Here is a 20,539-nt window from a genome sequence, read left to right on the forward strand (position 1 = left end):
TGAAATGGGCTTTACTTAGGAAGATTGAAGTTTATAAACCGTTCAAAAACCAAAAATTCATTTGGAAAGTACTCATTAAACTTCTTATTAGCAAGTTCAGTGATAGAGGTTCCCCCCCTCGCTTGGTTTACTTTGGGCTCAATGACTTCATTTCCCAACATGCTAGACAAACGCTTAAGATCGTCGGAAAAAATATCGCTATTACCTATGAAATAAAAATCACTTGGATTTGCGTGCTTTAAGTAGCTGTCATAAATAGCAAAGCTAGCATTTAGCCTCGGCTCTATGAGCAATGTCATAAATAACTTTTCTATATCCTCAACTAAACAAGGTTTCTCTTTGATAAGTTTTAAAGCTGGTTCAGGGAAGTTTCCCATCCTAACCCAATGATTCACCATAGACCAAGCTCTTTCCGCTGGCTGACGAAGCCAAATTATCTTTTTAGCGTTTGGGTAAATCAGATTATGATTTGGATGTACTTTAAAATGGCCATGTATCATTCTAATATTTGAAGAACACCATACAGGGAAACCTTTTGACATCTCCTTTGAAAAACTATCTTTATAGCAAAGCTTTATTTGTTTTTTCTTAAATATTTGTTCGAAGGCCACTCGGAGAGAAGTACCAGCAGTCTTAGGGATATGGTATGAAATCCACTCAACCTGTTCAAACTTATCGTGAACACTTACACTTTGTTGCTTAATCCTAGATCTACGCTTTCTACTCAGCTCTATACCCATCTCGACTTTTCGAGAAATACGTTTAATTGAGTTCATGTTTTCCTCTCAAAGCGAAGTTCTCCCTAGATAGGGTCAAATGTTTATTATAGGCGGGGTCATGAGCAATAACTTTTTGCCAGGTGCTTTGTAAGTACGCCAGCTCCGAATCAAAACGAGCTTGCTTTGCGGGAGTATCTTCATGACCTCGAGACACAGATTCATGGTGATACAGTACCGACTCTACACTTAAAATATTACGGTATCCTAACGATGCCACTTTTAAACAAAAATCAACATCATTGAATGCAACTTTAAGGTGCTCTTCATTTAAACCATTAACCTGTTCAAAAATTGATTTTTTGACCAATAAGCAAGCAGCTGTCACTGCACTAAAATTATGAGTGGCTGCCAAACGATTCATATAACCATTATGATTACTGGGATAATACTTGTGAGCATGACCTGCGCCACCACCATAACCGACTATGACACCTGCGTGTTGAACACGATTATCTGCATATAATAACTTTGCACCAACACAGCCAATATGCATTCTGGATGCTTGCCCAACCATATTTTCTAACCAATTATCACTAATTACTTCAATATCATTATTTACTAAGGCTATATACTCGCCATTTGCTTTAGATACAGCAAAATTGTTAATAGCAGAGTAGTTAAACTCATATGGAAATTTCAGAACCCTAATTTTTTCATTCTCATTTAAAGAGCTGAAGTACTCTATTGACTCCAAATCATCGGAGTTATTATCCACTAAAATGATTTCGAAATTTGAATAATTTGTTTTGGTCAAAATACTTTCAACGCAGACTCTGACTAAATTATGAGCGTTATAAGTAGGGATAATTATTGATACCAAGGGGGTTTGATGGTGCCACTGTATGTGTCGTATACCTGAAATTTGTGATAAATCACACTGCTTCGCAGCAAATAAATTATCATTCTCTTTATTCGCAAAGCTACGTTCAAGTTGATGAATAAGAACAGAATCCACATGCCCAACAGACAATTTTGAATTTTCCATAAAAGCACTTATTAGCCATGAAGATATCGTTCTTGTGAAGTCAATATACTTTATTTCTGTAAATATATTTCTAATATATAATCCTGAATCAACGTACTCTGTCGTCAAATGTAAATCTGGATTCCAGTCAGGCTTAAAATATGGTTCTTTACGACTACCCGACTTAGACATTAAGTCAGTATCACAATAAGAATAATTACAATTTCCTGAGTAAAACTTAAAAACAGAAAGTGCTTTTGGGTGCAGCCGATCACCTGCATTAATAAATAATGAATTGTTGAAGTCTAGTAGTGGAAAACTTTCTCTTAATTCAACAACACTCTTACCTGAAAAGAAATGAATTCCAGCGAAGCTTGTATTTTTATCAGATATACGTCGCTCACTCTGAGAGCAAACTACAACATTTTTAGCTGCAGTTGTCATTTGATTCACCGAATCCAGAGTGATTGCTAGATTTGCCTTTTCATTATCCATAATAAAAATAGTAAAGTGAGAGCAATCATCATTAGTGATATCTGAAAATATGGCTTCTTGATCTTTTTGATGTTTTCTATATAGCTTATCCATTTCTTTAGGTGAAGGAACACCATAAAATAGCCCAGATTTGTGTAAGGCTTGCCGATAGGTTTGGAAAAGCCATGTTGATTTTTTTAATAGATTTTTAACTGGCTTTGGTATATTTCCGACAATAGATTTAACGACATACATCAGAAACTTAGCCACTACTTTGAACCTTTATCATGTTTCTTACCAAGAATTTGAGCATACTTTTTCAATTTATGTTGAATCAGAGGTCCATTTGGCCTTAAAGCATTAGCTTGTAACATCAATTTATATGCGAATGAAATTTGGTTATTTTTTTCGGCTAAGAGAGCCATTTCCCTCAAAACTATCGCATCATTAGCATCAGCGGGAATATTAAGAGAGTTTCTTAATTCTTCTATTCCAAGGATCAAGTTTGACGGTGTGTTATGTGGCACGGTTCCTTTAAACAAACTTTTACCTTTTGAGACTGCGTACTTGGCTATGTTTCTCAATTTCATTAATAAGGTCTCGTGCCGAAATATACTTTCAGCTTTTATTGAATAAAAACTTGGGTGATAGACAGACTTTCTCAAAAATAAGCAAATCTGTTCATAGAAACGTGGGTTTTCATCTCTTAAAGCTATCACCATTCTATCAAGTTCACTAATATCAGTGGACTGGTTTAGATAAGGTTTCTCTTGAGTTCGATTAACTTCTTCAATTAAAGCTAATTGATTTTCTATTGAAAAAATTTTGGATAACTCATTGATTTGTACAGTTGCTTGGTTCTGATAACTTGAATATCTGTTTGTTGGTATTAAAGTATACTTTTCTTTACCTTCACTAAGCTTTTGAAGCAATAAGTCAAGCTGTGGGCTTTCATTGACAAGGCCTAAAGCATTAAACCAACGTTTTAGCTCCAAAGCTTCGTAGCTATATGAACTGTTGATATACTGTGCTTTAAAGTTAGGTAATTTGACATTCAATACTTGGCAAAAGTCTGAAACGACAGTACCGCCAGTAAAGTGTGCTGGAACATATGCTCTCAGCCTCATATCCAAATGTTCAACTTTTGCTAAATCAGCAAATCGATTGTAGCGGTTCAAAGGAAGCTTCTTTGGAAGAGACATAGCTTTGCAGTTATTATGTCGTTTTACAGATTGACTATAACCTGACTCTAAAACATCAATAGGATTACGTACATAGCCTATAAAAACCACATTTTTAACTACATTTGAAATATCCTCAATCAAGTTGAAAAAAAACTCAGAACTCAATAGTAATACATTTGCGTGACTGCGTTTGAAGTCTGAAATCAACTTTGAAAATAATTCAATATTAAGAGTAATTGCGCCTGAATGTTTATCACATATATTCCACACATGCCCAGAGCTTACACCATTTTCATCAACAAGATGTTCAGGGTAAAATACACCTTGTTCTAATAAGTGATTACGATGGGTCAACAGCGCATTTTGAATCGCCGACGTACCTGTTTTGGGTGGACCAAAATGTACTATTACACTCTTGTCACCTAAGCAAAAACTATTCATTTTCAGCTCTACGTACTACTAATCACTTCAATAATTTCAGTTGTCGATACTGAAGGTGTACGAGGCAAATAAACAACCTCACATAGTTCTTGTAAATGATCAAACTTTCCTTCCCAATCATTCCCCATGACCAGCACGTCAGCGTTATAATACTTAATATAATCTGCTTTCTTTTCTAATGACTCTTCTGGAAAACACAAATTTACATAACGCAAACTATTTACAATTTTCATACGTTCTCTTTCATTGTAAATCGGATAGCGGCTTTTTTTAGAAAAGTTTAACTCATCTGTTGAAACACCAACAAACAGTCTATCGCCGTAAGCTGCGGCTCTTTGAATCAAATTAATATGCCCAACATGGAATACATCAAACGTACCGAAAGTAATTACCGTCTTCATCTTTATCTCAATATGATTAAAAGTATAAGAATTTAAAATCTGATTTAGCTTGCCCCCAATTAAAAGTCCAAAGAGGATCTGGTGTGCGCCAGCTCTCTCCATAATTCAATAAAAGCAAGCTGTTTGGGTCATTCGGGAGATAAAGCTCTACGCCTTGGTAGTGAGATTTATCCAGAGGTAAAACTTTATCAGTAGTTAACTTTCTTCGTCCTATAGGATTCATACTGCAATAACCTTGCTCGATAAACCCTGTAAAAATATCTAAGTTAAGTCCATTAGGTGTTGTACACCAATAGTGTGCAATGCCTGATGGCGAAACCCTGCAGCCTAATTCGACTAAAAAAGCAACAAGACTCTCTCGTTCTTCAAGCACACCCTGTTCACTATAGGCATTACTGATGTAACAAATATCGACATCATCATCATGTCCAATAAATGCACCGTCACGAACAATACCAAGTAATGTGCCTGATGAAATAAATGCAGCAACACCAAAGTCTTCATTCAGCACTTTCAAAAGCCAAGATAGCTCAGAGTAAACTTTTTGTTTCTTACTATCACTTCGCAAGTCAAATGTCTGAGTAAATCCATGAGGGCCTAGGGCAACTCCTTTATCTTTGACTAATTGATTAACTAAGTCGTGGTAATAGAGCGCATCATCGTAACGATCGGTTTTCTTCAACTCCTTTATTACTGCTTGTGCTTTACTTGCCTCTAATATCCCTGCAAATAACAAGCCTTGTTCAGCAACGGAAGACTGACCACAACCTTTTATAGCTGACCAATTGTCATATATTTCCGACCAATTAACTAGATCTCGGCTAGTTTCAATTTTCAAGCTTAAAGCTCTAGTGTAAAACTGGCCCTCGGTGTTATAGACGATGACTTTGTCAAGATTACGAATGCTACCTAAATCTACAATTAACCAAGGGTTTGCTTCCCTCTTGGTGTGAAATCCATTTCCGCCATTTTTCCTTCCCTTCAGCGCCCCTTCACCATTGTACTTAGGGTCATCATTGTACATTGAGCTGATAATGGTTCTTTTGTTTTTTGCAACATTGACACCATTTTTATTATATATTTCAATAGTATCAAGGTGAAACGATACCGTTGTTTGCAAGCTAAAACGTATGAATCTAGCCTTATTATCTGTATCAACTACTAGCGGCGTGTTAGATTTAGCCCCTTTAAACAACTTTAATGGATGGGCAGCTAAAAACTGCTTTATCTCTTGCACATCAATGTTTCTTACATTGAAGCCTGTGCTCGAGTCGTTAACTTCTTTAGGCGAACTTAATGTACGCAGAACTCTTGAAAACTTATTTTTTATTCGTGCTAGCATTGTCAACTTAACTCTGGTGATTACAATTCATAAAATGGATCGGGACTAACCCAGCCCTTCCCGTAGCGATCTAGCAAAAAGCCTTCGATATCATTTGGCACATTAAACTCTCGCCCCAAAAAGGTCGAAGTGCCCAGTGGTACTATCAATTTTTTATTGACATGACGAACTTGATACTGCTGCATATGCGTCCATAAAGAGTTCGCTTTGTTCAAAGATGGATAAATAAAAAACAAATCCATATCACAATCTTTGAAATAGCAATGCAAATTTAAGCTAGTAGGCGTAGGAGGTTTTGCTTTTATCCCTTTCTTAGCAAGTTTCTCAACCCATTGTTCTGTTTGCTCTCGATAGGTGACACCTTCAGGTAAATCTACTACAACTGCAAGGTCAATATCATCATCATGGGGTAAAAAATCTTTATCACGGTATAAACCAAGTAAGGTGCCGTAACAAGGGAATGCTTGTAAACCAAACTCATGCTCTAGAAACTCGCAAAACTCTTTCATCCGCTTTGCAAGAAACTGACTATCTTGCTCGCTAAAAGGAACAGATAAACCATGACGAGTAAACCTAACTCTTGGTAGATGGTGCGAACGGCTGCCGCCATCCTCTACACCTTTATAAAAGGTTTGCAGTAAAGCACGGTCAATTCCGCCAACTAACTTTTTGAACGATCTTGCCATATGCATGCGATAAGTGCCAAGAAAGACGCCACAACGATATACAAATGGTTCGGACCAATCATCATTGAAGATCAGTGTGTAAAGTTTAAGCAACGACAACGCAGAGCCAAACATCTCCAGAGAACTATCAACAGAAATCCAATGTTGTCCATCAGCACTAATCTCTATCTGACGGATAACCATTAAATCCGAGCTAAAAGCATCAATAGCCCAAATAGAAAAATCTTTAGATATCGACTCACTGGATTCAAACTCGAATACATGAGCATTAGGAAGGTGACTGAGTTCTTTTTTAGCAGAAAGTATTGCAGCATTCGCTGAACTTGAATGACTCTCCTCTAATGTATGAGTCGCACCGGAACCATTTTTAAAGCACAGGCCGCCATCTCTAGGTTGACGTTGACGGAAAGTTAGTACTCTTAAGTGTTTAGCATCAGCTACATTGTGATGTAAATGAAGCGCAGACTGTTCAGTCACTCCAACATCAGGGGTATCAATATTAAGCTGGTCAAATTGTGTGTAGATATGCTGCTTAAGCTGACTTGCAGTATCCTCTCGCCCCTCAAAAATATATTTGTCTAAACAACAAACTAACTTCACCACTGACTTTTTATTATGTGTATGAGACTGTAGTTTTTTTAGTGGCTCTATGAGCTCGCTGCTCAATAGCTCACTTTTCGCGTTTTTTAGTACTCTGCTAAGTTGAAACTGTCTGACACCTTGCTTATTGAAACCTTGCAATATCATAGTTTCTAATCGCTTACCCCAGCTGTCTTTACGATTAAAAACCTCTACAGCTTCAACTTCAACCTCTTCAGGAAACTCAATCTGCCACCAAGGTTTAACTTCACGTTTCGAATGTACTGATACGGTGTTATTGTCATCGCCTAAAACAGCCAAAGTAGGATCGGGTAATATCTCAGCGCAAGAGCTCATGCTGCAACTAAAATCGCCTCGATATTTGACTATCTGGCCAGCAGGTGTTTTTACCCAAATGATAATATGATTGAAGTGAAGAACTTCTGCTTGTTCATTAATAAGAGAAAGTCTGATTCTTGATACTGAGCTAGAGCATGGATATAGCCAGCTAGCTAAGTTATTGAAAGGGTCGTATTTAAGCCCTTTTAAAGCGGTAAATGACTTGCTTTGATTGCCAAAAACTTTAGACTCAAATTGCCTAAGTGAATTAATGCCCCCTAGCCCTGCCAACGAATTCCCTTTACTTATAACACGATTCAGGTATTTCTTAACTGAAACCAGCTTACTCTTGAAACGCACATATCCCCCAAAAAGACTTAGAAAATCCTATTTCTAAGCCACAACATCATAAAGGGGGGTAGTATACTACTTAAAATAGCTCTCATCTAAGGAATATTTTTGCCTAACCATCTCTTTGCCACAAATGGTCATGAATGTTGACTTTTGATCCTCACTCCAATTTATGCCATCTAAAGACATCGTACCTCCTTTTGATGTCCTCTGTGGCGAATTGTGCTTAAAGTAACCAGTAAAGCGTTGTTTCTGGTCGGAGTTAAGCCCTATCAATCTAGCTACTTTTGCAGACTCTTTTTCGACTTGAGTCTCTAAAAGATACTGCTCTACAACACAAAACCAATTCTTTCTATTGTGAGTTTTGATAATATCATTTTTTGCATTATTCCACTGATGATGTGTATTTCGCCATTGCTTACAATGAGCTGTAAATGACACCTTTGGAAATTTCTTTAACCTAGACGCCACATTTTCTATAGCACGGCGTTTACAATAAATAACCTTAGCTTGGGGATACACTTTAAGCAGCATAGGCAGTGCAGCAATCATCGGACCACCTGGTGTTTTATCGATCACTATGGCATTGCCATACATATCCCTATGTAATTGTCTCAAGTTTTCTAATAACAAACTTTGCATATGCACATCAGACACAGAATGCGTCAATGTGCCTTTAGCTCTTGCGGCCGCAGATTTAGTAACAAACTGTGTTGCTGTTGTAAGCATTTGCTCAAATAATTCTGAAATATGACTTTCACCGTGGCTTTTCACTTTATACGCATCCTGAACAGCATTGCCAACAACTGTCGTTCCACTCCTAGGCGACCCCACAATGAAGGTAACTACAGGCACGCTAAGAAGCTTTACGATGGCTATCGCACCAATATTTTCTGACTTACCACTGTCCAGCACGGCAAATATGTCATAGTTAATACGCTGGGTGCACTCATCAGCATCGCAAATAGCAATAGAAAAACCGTTATCTTGATCCACCCCAATGCTAACAACATTTTTATTTTCGCTTAAACTGACAGGCCTGAGTTCTATACTAGAAACCTCGTCTACAGTGGATGAGATCACCCCAGAAATGCACAGCTGACTAAGCGACTCTACATTTCCAACTAGGGCGCAAGTCGCATTAACTGCAAGCCCCTCTAAGCTATTGAACTGCGCTAAAAAATGATACATTTCCTACAACCACCTAATATCAAATCTGTTCATACTCTTTATGAGTAAAGAGACAAATGTTGCTCTACACAATCTCCAATGGATAGCGGCTTTCTTATCCCATTAGACAACCTTTGGCGTACTGTCTTATCAGTAATAACGTTAATCATTTTGTCTGCCAAGTCGCTGTAACTACCAACTCTAAAGTGTATTCCATCAACATTATTAGTCACTTTCTCTGCCATACCACCAATATCACTCACAATTAGCGGAACTTGGTAGTTATGCGCTTCTTGGATTACTACTGGTGAGTTCTCCCACCAGACTGACGGAATAACTACCCAATCAGAGTTTGCCAACAGTGCCGGCATCTCATGATTCTCATAGGCGCCATGAAAGCGACAGCTATCTCCAACCTCTTCTAAAAGCTCTGCTATTCTCTCTTTAAATGCACCTTTTTGGTGCTCCATATTGGCACCATGAATATCAATACGATATTTGCCATTAAGCTTTTTAGGAAGCAATTTTGTCGCTTCTAACAGAACATCAATGCCTTTATAAGGATTAACCTGACCAAAGTATGCAATGTTCACTGTGTCCGACTCCTGACTCCTATTCCCTTTAGTGTCGGTAACATCAACAATCGGCAATTGCCCATTTTCTATCACTGTTATAGAGTCTGGCTCAAGCCCCCAGTCGACATAGCGTTGTCGTAAAAAATGAGATGGAGAGACAAACTGATCCACTCTGCTGAAAATACGCTTTATATATTTCTCTCGTAAAAAATAATCTCCGGGCTGTTTATCTGGTAAACAAGCGTGACAATCTCTTGCACTCGCCTTATAACAACGTTTTCCGCCAGGTTTAACCATCAACCCTTGATTATTACAAATCGCAAGATACTCATGTAATGTGACAATAACCTTACAGTTAGGTAAAGATTGCTTGATTTCTTCTATCAACTCGATACCAAGCAAAAAATAATGGTGTAGATGAACCACATCGGGCTTTATGAGCAGCAACAAATCTCTAAACTCTTGCCACATATGACGAGTTTTCAAGTTTGAAAATAAGAACCAATCATCGTGGGTTGTATGGAACATGATTTCTCTTGCAGAGTGACGCGAAGAAAAAGCGGCTCCTCCATGAGGCGTTTGGGCAGTTCTAGCTAAAAAATAAGCGTCGTAACCTCGCTGCTCCATCTCCTTAAACATATTGTAAGCAGCAATTTCAGCCCCACCTTTATTTATATCAGGATGACCATGAGCGATAATCAAAACCTTCTTATCAAAATCTGTTGCTGGCTTCATTTGGCAACCTCACTGATCAAAGTATTCCACTTCATTGACTGATACACCCCATTTGCTAACGTCAATTTAAACTTCCAATTACCAGAATCAACTAAATCTTGAGATAGACGCTCTAGATGATAAAGCACAACATCTGTTGTGATATATATCCCTAATCCTTTATCAATAAATTTCAAACATAAATCCGAGTCTTCAAAATCACCGATCACATACAGCTCATCAAATCCACCGAGCTCCCGATATTGTTCGGTAAGCATTAGCATACATGCCCCTGTCGTAAGCGGCACAGAGCATATAGATTCTTTTTGCAGCAGTTCAAAAGGCACACCTTTGTAAGGATGGTGATTCATCCAAATTCCTGGATAATTGTTGTCTTTTCTAAACTCCATGCCTATATGCTGCACGGTATCATCCTCGTACAGCAAAGTTGCTCCCAAAATACCGATATTCTCAATTGCAGCAAATCGCTCTAAATAACAGGTTAACCAACCTGACTGAGAAGGGATGACATCGGAATTAAGCAATAATAAGTGCTCGGCTGTTGCGTATTTCACACCCAAATTATTCGCGCCAGCAAAGCCCAAATTAAACTCAGAAATAACTAGCTTAAATGGGAAACCAAATATCTGATGTATACCATGTGCGGTTATTTTGACCTCATGGCGTAAGGAAGGGTCATCCAGAACATAAATCACCTCGGCATTTTTCATCGCAGGGTCCAATGAAAACTGTGCGAGCTGATGTTGCATGAAGTCGTAGCGCCCGTATAAAGGGATCACAATTGATACCGCAGGTGCTTGGAATAATTCGCCATAACTCAATACTTCACATTGATTGTGCTTACTTTGACGTGCTTTCCATACCCGCTGTAAAGACGGAACGATGTCTTTTTGGCACTCATCATAAAAACTATCGCTATTGACATTCACACTTTGGAGGATTGTTTTCACTTTCTCAATGTCAGGGTCGCGGTTGATTGGCACGGAGAAGCTGCCCGCCCCATCCCAATTAATGTCAAGAAACTCACTGATAAATGCCTTAGCTTCGTCACTACGGCCGACAACATTATCAACAATCTGCTTAGGGTGACCTACTGTCGTGAATTTTAATTTGTTCACTCTAAATTTAGTGTTGGAGTGCGTCAATGTTAAAGCAGCAACATCTAAACCATTTAATGGTAAAACATAAACAAAACCAAAAGCCTGCTCATTACTATTGGCATTTAAATAGCTTAAAACATCACTCCGCTCATAGGTGTATAGTGCCCCAAGTTCTTTACCGTTTTCATCTTTAACGCATAAGTTTTTAGAAACGGGTAACTTCTTATGTCCAAACCAACCAGAGCAAATAAAAAAGCCATCCTTTTTACATACAAAATCAAGGTTTAAAAGGGCATCTTTACTGAGCTGTTGTTTAATAATTCTCTTCAGTTTTTGCTTAATCATAATGCTTCGCTATTCGAAATGAGGTGCATAATATACACTCTAAACGTAATTTCCCTAGGTTCTGTGCAGTACCATGCTCGAAATTAAACCGGTAAATATCAATAGCCTAAAACGCTCACTATACAAGAGTCGCGTAAAAAACTTTCAAAGGAAAATAGGAAAACTGTTATATGCGGAATTCTACCACAAACAGTGAGTATTCTAATGAAATTTTAATGAGTAACTAGCGCCGAAAGTAAGGTCACGAAACTCCAATATCTAGGAGTGTAACAAGTTTATATAAAAACTCGAAGGCGCTGAAATTTAGAGCTTTAAAACAACTTGAGTACCCCTGATAGAATAGCCAGTATATAAGCCTGATGCCGCCTAATCGCTCCAAAGTTAGAGAAACATATAAAGCTTAATATTCTCAGGTAATAGACATAATTGATCAGAGCAAGCTTGTAAACTTATATTCACTTTATGTCTGTATCCATCCTTTGCTTCGATGTCGAGATATAATTCAAATTTCCCTTCGTATAACTGAAGCATGCCATCATCAAAACCTAATTTTTTGTTAATTGACTTAGGGTAAGTAACACGAGAGTCAACTAAATCACTTTCAACCTTGGTAGCAATCAATCGCTCATTTTTTATGTCATTAGCATTGATATGCCAACCATCAGCCATATCAAATTGAAGCGTAATCTTTCCAAAGCTCTTACTAGCACTAACCCGGCCTTTACCTCGAGCAAAGCTTGCTTGGTTAATATTCGTGTTGTGTAGGCTGTTGGCATTGTGAGCTACAAAAGAATATTCATTCACTAGTTGCCGCGCCCAAGTGTCACTCAAGGCACTCGCCGTTTTAGACAACTGTCGATAATGTCGATTTTGACTCAAGCTGTAACCTAAACTAAGCGCCGAATATACCGTTGAACGCGCCGATGGCAGTTCGCCATCGTGGTTTAGATTGAGTAATTCCCTAAGTAATATAGGCTGCTGAAGTTTGTCCGCCAACTTACCCAACAAGATAAAGTTACGGTATTTCGCTTGACTATCACTTAACTCTGAATAAGTTGCTATCATCTTACTTATCGAAAATGGCTCATAAAAACTCAACATCATTTGTGACAGAGCAAACCAAGCTAAATCTTCCATCTCTGCATTGATTGCTGCTCGTCCTGCAAACAAACTACGATAGACAGTTTCACCATCAACAAGAGACTCCCATAATTGATTAGACAACTCAGTTGCGGATTCCAGAAGCTCAGCCTGACGGGTAACTTGATAAGCTTCAAGCAAGGCAACGATATATAAACTGTTCCAACTTAAAATCACTTTCTCATCAACAAGCGGCTTGACTCTTCTTTCTCGACTTCCTGCTAGCTGTCGAACAATCGTACTGTTAGGCCAATCTTTTGAAAAATCAATTTGGCTATACTCATTGGCTAAATGTTGGTAGTACAGACCTTCCACTCCATCTGATAACGCCGATACCGCAGAGCCCATCCCCTGAGTTTGCCTTAACCAACGCTCACTCCAATTAACGGTTTGCATTAATGCTATTCGATAGCGCTGCTGCCCAGTAATAGCATAGAGTTTGGCTAACACACGAATCATATTCGCTTGGGTATAGAGCATTTTTTCATAATGAGGCTCTTGCCATTGTTCATCAACGGCATAACGATGAAAACCGCCCTCGATAGCATCATAGGTAGGGCTTTTTAAAATGAGGTCAACATGGTTTTGCACTTGCCGTAAAATCGTTATATCACTGCTACGCAAATACTCATCGAGTAAACCTAGCAGCCAATAGGCCCGAAAAAACCTCGGTCCATCTGTGCCCTGTTCTTTTTGCAGTCCATTTACAATATCCTCATGTAAACTAGGAAGAACTTGACGCCACTGCTTAGTCGATAAGGTAACACTATTACCTTTTAAAATCGGTGGTTTGTCTAAAAGTAGTTTTTGTTCGACTCGCTTTGCTAAAACGTTAACTGCAGATGGCTTTGATTGCCAACGCTTTGCCAACCCCACTAATACTTTTGAAAAAGCTTGCTTATCAAGGTATGACTCAATCCAAATCAATTGGCCATCAGGGGTCAAAATGGCGTTAATAGGCCAACCCGCTTCCCCCTTAATCGCCTCTAATGCCGATTTAAAGCGATTATCCACCAGCGGCCACTGCTCTCTGTCTACTTTAACGCTGATATAACTTTCATTGAGCAACTCCGCCACCGCAGGATCGTTAAAACTCTCTTCCGCCATCACATGACACCAATGGCAAGTTGAATAACCAATTGAAATAAATACTAACTTACTTTTATCGGCTACTCCTTGCTTAAACTGTTCATTCCACTCTATCCAATCAATGGGTTGCAAAGCATGAGATAAAAGATATGGAGAACCTGAATCAATAAGAGCATTGATAAACTCAGGTGTAGTCTGTAGCTTGTGAATGACTTGATTGTCAAACAACCACTGTTTTTGACTTTCAAATGATGCCATCTTTGCTTGTGTATGCTCGGCCCTAACTTCTTTAGTAGTTAGGGTAAATAAGGTACAAAGTAAGAGGAACACGCAGGCGAAATACTTATGACATCTATACATCTGAATTGCTACCACTACTGTGACTTATAAGAGATTGTATAGCTCTTATTTGCTTGAAGCTCATCAAAGAACATGCGTTCGCCATTTGGCCAAATAACGGTAACACGTGCGCTATCAGCTTTTCCTAAACCAATATGCTGTACCTTAGGGTGTACCGACATATAGCCTTGGCTGCCAGAAACCTGACGCCAACTATAACCACCACTTGCAGTGCCGACGAGGACTTGTGCACCAATAGCATCACGATTTATACCGTGTTCAGGGGAGCCAATCAGTTTGATTTTTAGCCAGTTATTAGACAGTTTTTCAGCATTATTCTTAAATAGCTTGGCAGTGTCATGATAATTGTTTAACGCAACATCAAGATCACCGTCATTATCAAAATCCAAATATGTTGCTGAACGTGAATTAGCGATAATATCTAAGCCACTTTGTTTAGAGACATTGTTCAACTTACCGTTACTGTTCAAAAAGAATACATTGCTTGCTTTAGAAGCATCAGGGAAGTGAATATTACTCACAGACTCCCCCGTGACAGGATCGGTGTAATAAGGGTTTTTAGTGGAATACACGTAGTAGTCATTCATGCCATTGAGCACATAAAGGTCGTCATCACCATCATTATCAACATCTAAGAAATCTGCATCCCACGCCCAACCCGTTGAAGAGTAACCACGGCCTACTAGATCGCTTTGCTGGTATGCTAGAGCACCATTGTTATTTTTTCCGGATAAGAATAAATCATTACCTTCAACTACGCGCATATTCGCCAATTTATCTGGGTTAAACTCAGCTTGTGTATCTTCAGTTGGCAGCACATATTTTTGATCTTTATTCATGGTCACGATGTTGGAAATATACACATCTGCTAGACCATCACGATTTAAATCAGTGAGACTAATATTCATGGTATATGAAGGTTTATCAGTACCAAGTTTAGCCGCATAATCAACAAACCCCTCACCTTGTCGGTTGATGTAATAAGCATTAATACCGAAATCGTTACCGACAATGAGGTCCTGCCAGCCGTCCATATTTAGATCTGTATGCGTTACTGATTGCCCCCAACCAGTATCATTCGCCCCTAATGCCTGAGCAGTCTTTTCAAATTTGAAACCTCCTTTATTGATAAATAAGACGTTTTCGCCGCCATTATCATTTCTTCTTTTTAAAGTAGGTAAATCTCCTTTTAGATAATTACCAAAGTATTGAATATAAATATCTAAGAGACCGTCATTATTGACATCAAAGGCGGTTGCGGGGCCTGCTACCATTCCTACGCCACCTAAATTAACTTGATTTGATATATCGCTAAAAGTGCCGTCGCCATTGTTGCTAAATACTTGATGTGATTCATCCACATAGGTAATGATAATGTCCTGATCACCATCATTATCAAAGTCAGCGATTAATGGTTGCCTTGGCTCACCATAATGTTGGTTTTGACCTTGTTTTCGACTTTTTACATCTAAACCAGATTTTGCAGTGACATCGACAAATTTGTCGCCATCATTAAGCAGTAATTTATTACCAAGTCCACTAAGCACTAATACATCAATTAAGCCGTCGCCATTTACATCTTCAGCCGCTATCCCACTGCCGCCAAAAGCGGGTGGAATAGTAATAACACCTGTACTGTTATCTTTCTCTAAATAACTACGAAGTTGCCTGCTTAACCAGTCTGACGATCGATGTTCTGCATTAAACTGGCTGACTTTAGTAACATCATTAAAGTAATTGATTGAACCAACAGTCTGAGTTGAATCGGCAGATATAATCGGAGCACTGTTAATCGACTCAGGCTTGTAGGATGCGTGGTGTGCTAAATTTGAATTAATTGTTTCATAGCTTTGTACTAGAGACTGCGCTGTCAAATGCGCTTGATCGAGTTGTTTGACACTTTCACCAGCGCCTCTTAATAACAACACACCATAGTGAGCAATTGCCTCACTGATCAGCTCTGCAGCAAAAGGATCTGCTTCCAGTTTTACTTGCTGGCGGATATCAACTAAAGCTTCTTGAAAATATAACCAATGAAGACCTGAATCACGGAAAGCATCCATGTCATAAGACTCAATCACAACTTGCTTAGATTGAGGGTATTTCGGGTAAAAAATGACATCCTCATATTCATTCACTTCATGGGGAAGTAAAGATAAAATCGCATGTGCAACATCTTTCTCTTTAATCGTTGCACCAGATTCAACATTCGCTTGAGCAGTTAAATAAATACTCGCTGAAAATGCGATCATTGCCTCGGTAAAGTATTGTTTGAACTCAGCTTGCGCATTTTTACTTTCGGGCATGGCTGCTTTAGCAAAATAAACTTGCAGGTTTCGATAAAACAGCGGCTGACTAACATCATTATATTTATTAAAGACAGCAATTTTTTGAACAATAATACGATCTAGCATCCCAGTGGGCGCAGTTTGATTGCTCGCAACGTTAACAGAATTATTATTTTGATCAGTAATGGTAGAAAATAGTTTTTTATCAACCAACGCAATATGCGATTTTTCTACTTGATGAGCATTATTTTCTCGTGCAAGAGCGTCAGCCTCTTTCAATAAAACTAATGTTAATAAATCAACAAGGCGATTGATTTCATTAGCCGCGCTATCATCTAATTGTGGCAGTTCAGTATCAAAATCTAAAAGCACATCCTGCTGCACCGCCAGCATAGCCCTTAATGTATAAGCAACAGAGCCATAGTGTTGTTGATCTCTCTCATTAATAATTGTTGTATTATCACCCAATTTTACAGTCCAACTGGCCCCAGCAGCATTAACTGTTCGCTTGGCTGAAAATAAGTCACTCACTCCTGAGTCAATATGATTTTTAGTGAGTGTAGTGATATTCGTTTTTGAAGCTTTGGCAGCAGTTTGCCAAATTGATTTAACAAGTTGTTTTTGGACTTCCGTTTTTAGATACCTTGCATCTTCAGAAAGTGGGGTGCCATAGATGAGACCTTCAAGGCGAGTAGCCGTTGCATGACACTTAGGGTCTTTTTCTGACTCAAGTTCTCCCATAATCCCTAAGAGAAGATCAGAGTTTGGCTTTGGAGGGAGTTTTGTTAAAGCATTGACTTGAAAACTACTGCAAAACAAAAAAAAGCAAATTATGGCAATGGCATGCCTAATTGGTTTTACAACTTGCATTATCTTTCCTTAAAAAAGCGCTGCGTAGCAGCGCTTATACTTCCTATTTCTTTAACATTTTAACTACAAAGCGCTTTTGCGTCGATAGTAAATTGCGATTATAAGCATTCCGATTACCCAGAGTGGTAAACTACCTCCTTTGGCATGTTCAGCTTCAATTTCAAAGGTTTGAGTAAAGACATTATTCAGTTGGTTAATGTCATATTCATCAGCATCAGCATTACCTGTCACGTTATATTCACCATAAGTTGTCATTGTTATCCATAGACCTAAATCAACAACTTCTGCAGGTTCAATAGTACCTAGTGAACATGTAATACCGGTCTGCATTGTTTGGCAATGTTTTGGCAGATTATCCACAACAATTGTCTTAGGAATCGTGATCTCAAGCTTTGAGTTTGTAGCAGTACCCAAGCCATTATTAACAACTTGCCAGCCCATATATGTTGACTCTCCAACAACTGGGAATGATGGCGGTAATGATAAAACTTGGAGATCAATATCTTCCGCTGCTAGCGTATTTGACTCACTCCAATACCAAATAGACACACCAGATTCATTATCGAATACAACCAAGTCATTATTGCCATCATTATTGACATCTAAACTGGCAACTGAAGTGATATCGTTACCACGTAATACAATATCAAGCGGACTAAACAACATTTGATGATTACTCCATAAACTAATTCCAGTAGGAGTAATTATCACCAATTCGTAATTACCATCATTATCAAAATCTATCTCTTTGAAGTTTGCAACTATAGGTAGTTGTTGCTGGCTGACTTCAAAGTCATTTGTTAATAGGTTTTGATATATTGCCCATGTTTGATCTTGTAAAACCAGCGCATTAATCATGCCATCGATACTAGAATCCAGCAGGCGAATCTTGTCTATTGGCTTAGGCAGAGAGTCAATTAAACTTACACTCCAGCTGTCTGCGTTGAACGTGAGTAATACAGGTCTTTCATCTTGAATACCTACAATAATCGATGGTTCAATTGCTTGTTTAACCGATGCTAGGAAGGTTATCCCTTTAACTTCAGATTCTACGCTTTGCTCAACCGGGTTTACGAAAGTTGATGACGCCTCAATCTGAGATTCAGCTTCTGCTTCACTTTCAAACACGTCAAATAGTGAAATAAAATCTTCCGTTACATCAAGCCCATTAAACTTATACAGCCCAATGACATCTTGATCTAACCCCGCAAGTAAAACTTCTTCTACACCATCGAAATCAAAATCAATAACCACAATTATTTCAGCAATAATATTATCCAAACTATGTATCGCTTTGACTTCATAGGCCTGATCTAAAATATATGCTCGATTACCAGACACGGTGCCACCAATCGTAACAATATCTATCCAATTATCACCATTAACATCAGCGGCAATAAAGGACTTAACGTCTTGTTCCAATGAGATAGAGTGTGTAACTGCAAAGTTGCCATGAGAATCATTAATTAGCACTTTAATCACATTCTCTAATGGCACATATACCAAAATATCTAAATACGAATCTTCATTAATATCAGTAACAACCCCTTTGCTACCGAAAGCCGTTAATATGTTTTCTGATTGATCTGCAAGTATCGAATCAGAGAGTAAAACTGACGCATGAATACTTGTCGAACTTTGGACTAAATTATCACCAGAAAGCGTAACCATTGCAGTTTCAAAACCTTTATCTGAATTTAGCACTTCAAAGCTAGCAACTAAGGATTCACTCTGTTCAATTTCAATCCCGTCTTCAAACTCACAACTGAAACCATTAACACTAGTCTGTTCACAATTATCAGGTAGTGTAACTAGAGCTAGTGATTCACCGTATGTGATTTCAAGCGTCACGCCAACTGCACTGGTATAACCTGTATTTTGCGTGTTAATGACTAAATCAACCACTTCACCAGTCACACTTGGGGAAGGAGTAAAGTAGGCATTTAAGGAAACATCTGTATTTATTGGTTGCTCAACAACAATTACAAAACGTTGGGTAACAGGGAAATCAATGATTCCATCAGTTAATGCTAATTCCACTTCAAATGATTGATTACCTGTATCAATAGGTGGCGTACCTGTTAAATGGTTTTGAGAATTCATTGATAACCAGGAAGGTCCTTCTAGCATCATTATCTCAAGTGCCGCGTCGACATCTGCATCAGATACTTCGATTTCATAAACATATTCTACTAATGCAGTCGCTTCTAGTAATGGTTCGGACTCGAATTCGGGCGCATCATTTACATTTTTGACTTCAATTGAAAATGCTCCAAAATCGACTTGAGTAATACCGTCGGTTACTGATAATAAAATATCAGCATAAGTACCAACATCCTCATTTTTAGGAGTGCCAGATAACGTTCCAGAATCAATATTAAAATCTGCCCAAGCGGGCTTGTTCACTATATTGAACTCAAGTGTATCCCCTTCATCCTCATCACTGACCATTGGCGTAAAGTTATAATATTGATCTTGTTCTATTATCAACACTGGGCTACCAGTGATCACTGGCGCATCATTGGTGTTGGTCACCGTTAAGCTAAAGGCACTTAAACTGGAGGTGACTGTGCCATCGTTCACCGAAATCACGATACCGGCAGTGGTACCCACATCGACATTACTTGGCGTACCCGACAGTTGACCATTGACACTACTAAACGTTGCCCAACTTGGCTTGTTAGCAATGCTGAAGGTGAGCGTATCACCGGCATCATCATCGCTCACACTTGGCGTAAAGCTATAAGCACTGTCTTCATTGACCGTCGTTGCAGGCGAGCCTGAAATCACTGGTGCATCATTAGTGTTACTGACTGTGATACTAAAGGCGCTGAGACTGGAGGTGACTGTGCCATCATTCACCGAAATCACGATACCGGCTGTAGTGCCCACATCGGCATTGGTTGGCGTACCCGACAGTTGACCATTAGCACTGTTAAACGTTGCCCAACTTGGTTTGTTAGCAATGCTGAAGGTGAATGTATCACCGACATCATCATCGCTCACACTTGGCGTAAAGCTATACGCGCTGTCTTCATTCACGCTAGTTGCAGGCGAGCCTGAAATCACTGGCGCATCATTGATGTTGGTTACCGTTAAGCTAAAGGCGCTGAGACTTGAAGTAACCGTGCCATCATTCACCGAAATCACGATACCAGCAGTTGTACCCACATCAGCATTACTTGGTGTACCCGACAGTTGACCATTGGCATTGTTAAACGTTGCCCAACTTGGCTTATTGGCAATGCTAAAGGTGAGCGTATCACCGGCATCATCATCGCTCACACTTGGCGTAAAGCTATAAGCACTGTCTTCATTGACCGTCGT

12 protein-coding genes are annotated in these 20,539 nt (G+C 38.9%); all 12 read right to left on the reverse strand.

Features of this window, described 5'->3' with window-relative positions; all coding sequences use genetic code 11:
• Window positions 1-11: 11 nt before the first annotated feature.
• A complete protein-coding gene (locus ACHUGF_RS01075) occupies window positions 12-776 on the reverse strand; it encodes a hypothetical protein (protein ID WP_394128920.1) in 765 nt (254 codons plus the stop codon).
• A complete protein-coding gene (locus ACHUGF_RS01080; protein WP_394128921.1) occupies window positions 763-2,487 on the reverse strand; it encodes a glycosyltransferase family 2 protein in 1,725 nt (574 codons plus the stop codon). Before ACHUGF_RS01080 ends, ACHUGF_RS01075 begins: the two co-directional genes overlap by 14 nt.
• Window positions 2,487-3,842: a hypothetical protein gene (locus ACHUGF_RS01085; RefSeq protein ID WP_394128922.1), complete on the reverse strand. Its 1,356-nt coding sequence runs from the start codon at window positions 3,840-3,842 to the stop codon at window positions 2,487-2,489. The genes ACHUGF_RS01080 and ACHUGF_RS01085 overlap by 1 nt, the downstream gene beginning before the upstream one ends.
• An 8-nt stretch (window positions 3,843-3,850) precedes the next feature.
• Window positions 3,851-4,243: an FAD synthase family protein gene (locus tag ACHUGF_RS01090; RefSeq protein WP_394128923.1), complete on the reverse strand. Its 393-nt coding sequence runs from the start codon at window positions 4,241-4,243 to the stop codon at window positions 3,851-3,853.
• A 16-nt stretch (window positions 4,244-4,259) separates the two neighbouring features.
• Window positions 4,260-5,585 (reverse strand): discoidin domain-containing protein, encoded by a 1,326-nt coding sequence (locus ACHUGF_RS01095; protein ID WP_394128924.1) that lies wholly within the window; start codon window positions 5,583-5,585, stop codon window positions 4,260-4,262.
• Between the two features lie 20 nt (window positions 5,586-5,605).
• Window positions 5,606-7,207 carry a LicD family protein gene (locus tag ACHUGF_RS01100; RefSeq protein WP_394128925.1) on the reverse strand — a complete coding sequence of 534 codons (1,602 nt, stop codon included), beginning with the start codon at window positions 7,205-7,207 and terminating at the stop codon, window positions 5,606-5,608.
• Window positions 7,208-7,615: 408 nt separating this feature from the next.
• On the reverse strand, window positions 7,616-8,731 hold the full coding sequence (locus ACHUGF_RS01105) for a sulfotransferase (RefSeq protein ID WP_394128926.1): 1,116 nt from the start codon (window positions 8,729-8,731) through the stop codon (window positions 7,616-7,618).
• A 38-nt stretch (window positions 8,732-8,769) separates the two neighbouring features.
• Entirely contained in the window at window positions 8,770-10,020 is a 1,251-nt protein-coding gene (locus ACHUGF_RS01110; protein WP_394128927.1) for a glycosyltransferase family 4 protein, read from the reverse strand.
• Entirely contained in the window at window positions 10,017-11,465 is a 1,449-nt protein-coding gene (locus tag ACHUGF_RS01115; protein ID WP_394128928.1) for a glycosyltransferase family 2 protein, read from the reverse strand. Before ACHUGF_RS01115 ends, ACHUGF_RS01110 begins: the two co-directional genes overlap by 4 nt.
• Before the next feature lie 381 nt (window positions 11,466-11,846).
• Entirely contained in the window at window positions 11,847-13,952 is a 2,106-nt protein-coding gene (locus ACHUGF_RS01120; RefSeq protein WP_394128929.1) for a DUF255 domain-containing protein, read from the reverse strand.
• A gap of 116 nt (window positions 13,953-14,068) precedes the next feature.
• Window positions 14,069-17,212, reverse strand: coding sequence for a CRTAC1 family protein (locus ACHUGF_RS01125; protein WP_394128930.1), 3,144 nt, complete (start codon window positions 17,210-17,212; stop codon window positions 14,069-14,071).
• Window positions 17,213-17,275: 63 nt separating this feature from the next.
• The coding region (locus tag ACHUGF_RS01130; RefSeq protein ID WP_394128931.1) for a putative Ig domain-containing protein at window positions 17,276-20,539 on the reverse strand (3,264 nt) is incomplete at its 5' end.

Source organism: Shewanella maritima (assembly GCF_043643735.1).
Classification (GTDB): Bacteria; Pseudomonadota; Gammaproteobacteria; order Enterobacterales; family Shewanellaceae; genus Shewanella; species Shewanella maritima_A.

Bases quoted from the DNA above. Each gene is read 5' to 3' on its own strand.
- ACHUGF_RS01075 (WP_394128920.1), bottom strand. From the start codon at position 776: ATGAACTCAATTAAACGTATTTCTCGAAAAGTCGAGATGGGTATAGAG.
- ACHUGF_RS01085 (WP_394128922.1), bottom strand. From the start codon at position 3,842: ATGAATAGTTTTTGCTTAGGTGACAAGAGTGTAATAGTACATTTTGGT.
- ACHUGF_RS01090 (WP_394128923.1), bottom strand. From the start codon at position 4,243: ATGAAGACGGTAATTACTTTCGGTACGTTTGATGTATTCCATGTTGGG.
- ACHUGF_RS01095 (WP_394128924.1), bottom strand. From the start codon at position 5,585: ATGCTAGCACGAATAAAAAATAAGTTTTCAAGAGTTCTGCGTACATTA.
- ACHUGF_RS01100 (WP_394128925.1), bottom strand. From the start codon at position 7,207: ATGAGCTCTTGCGCTGAGATATTACCCGATCCTACTTTGGCTGTTTTA.
- ACHUGF_RS01105 (WP_394128926.1), bottom strand. From the start codon at position 8,731: ATGTATCATTTTTTAGCGCAGTTCAATAGCTTAGAGGGGCTTGCAGTT.
- ACHUGF_RS01110 (WP_394128927.1), bottom strand. From the start codon at position 10,020: ATGAAGCCAGCAACAGATTTTGATAAGAAGGTTTTGATTATCGCTCAT.
- ACHUGF_RS01115 (WP_394128928.1), bottom strand. From the start codon at position 11,465: ATGATTAAGCAAAAACTGAAGAGAATTATTAAACAACAGCTCAGTAAA.
- ACHUGF_RS01120 (WP_394128929.1), bottom strand. From the start codon at position 13,952: ATGGCATCATTTGAAAGTCAAAAACAGTGGTTGTTTGACAATCAAGTC.
- ACHUGF_RS01125 (WP_394128930.1), bottom strand. From the start codon at position 17,212: ATGCAAGTTGTAAAACCAATTAGGCATGCCATTGCCATAATTTGCTTT.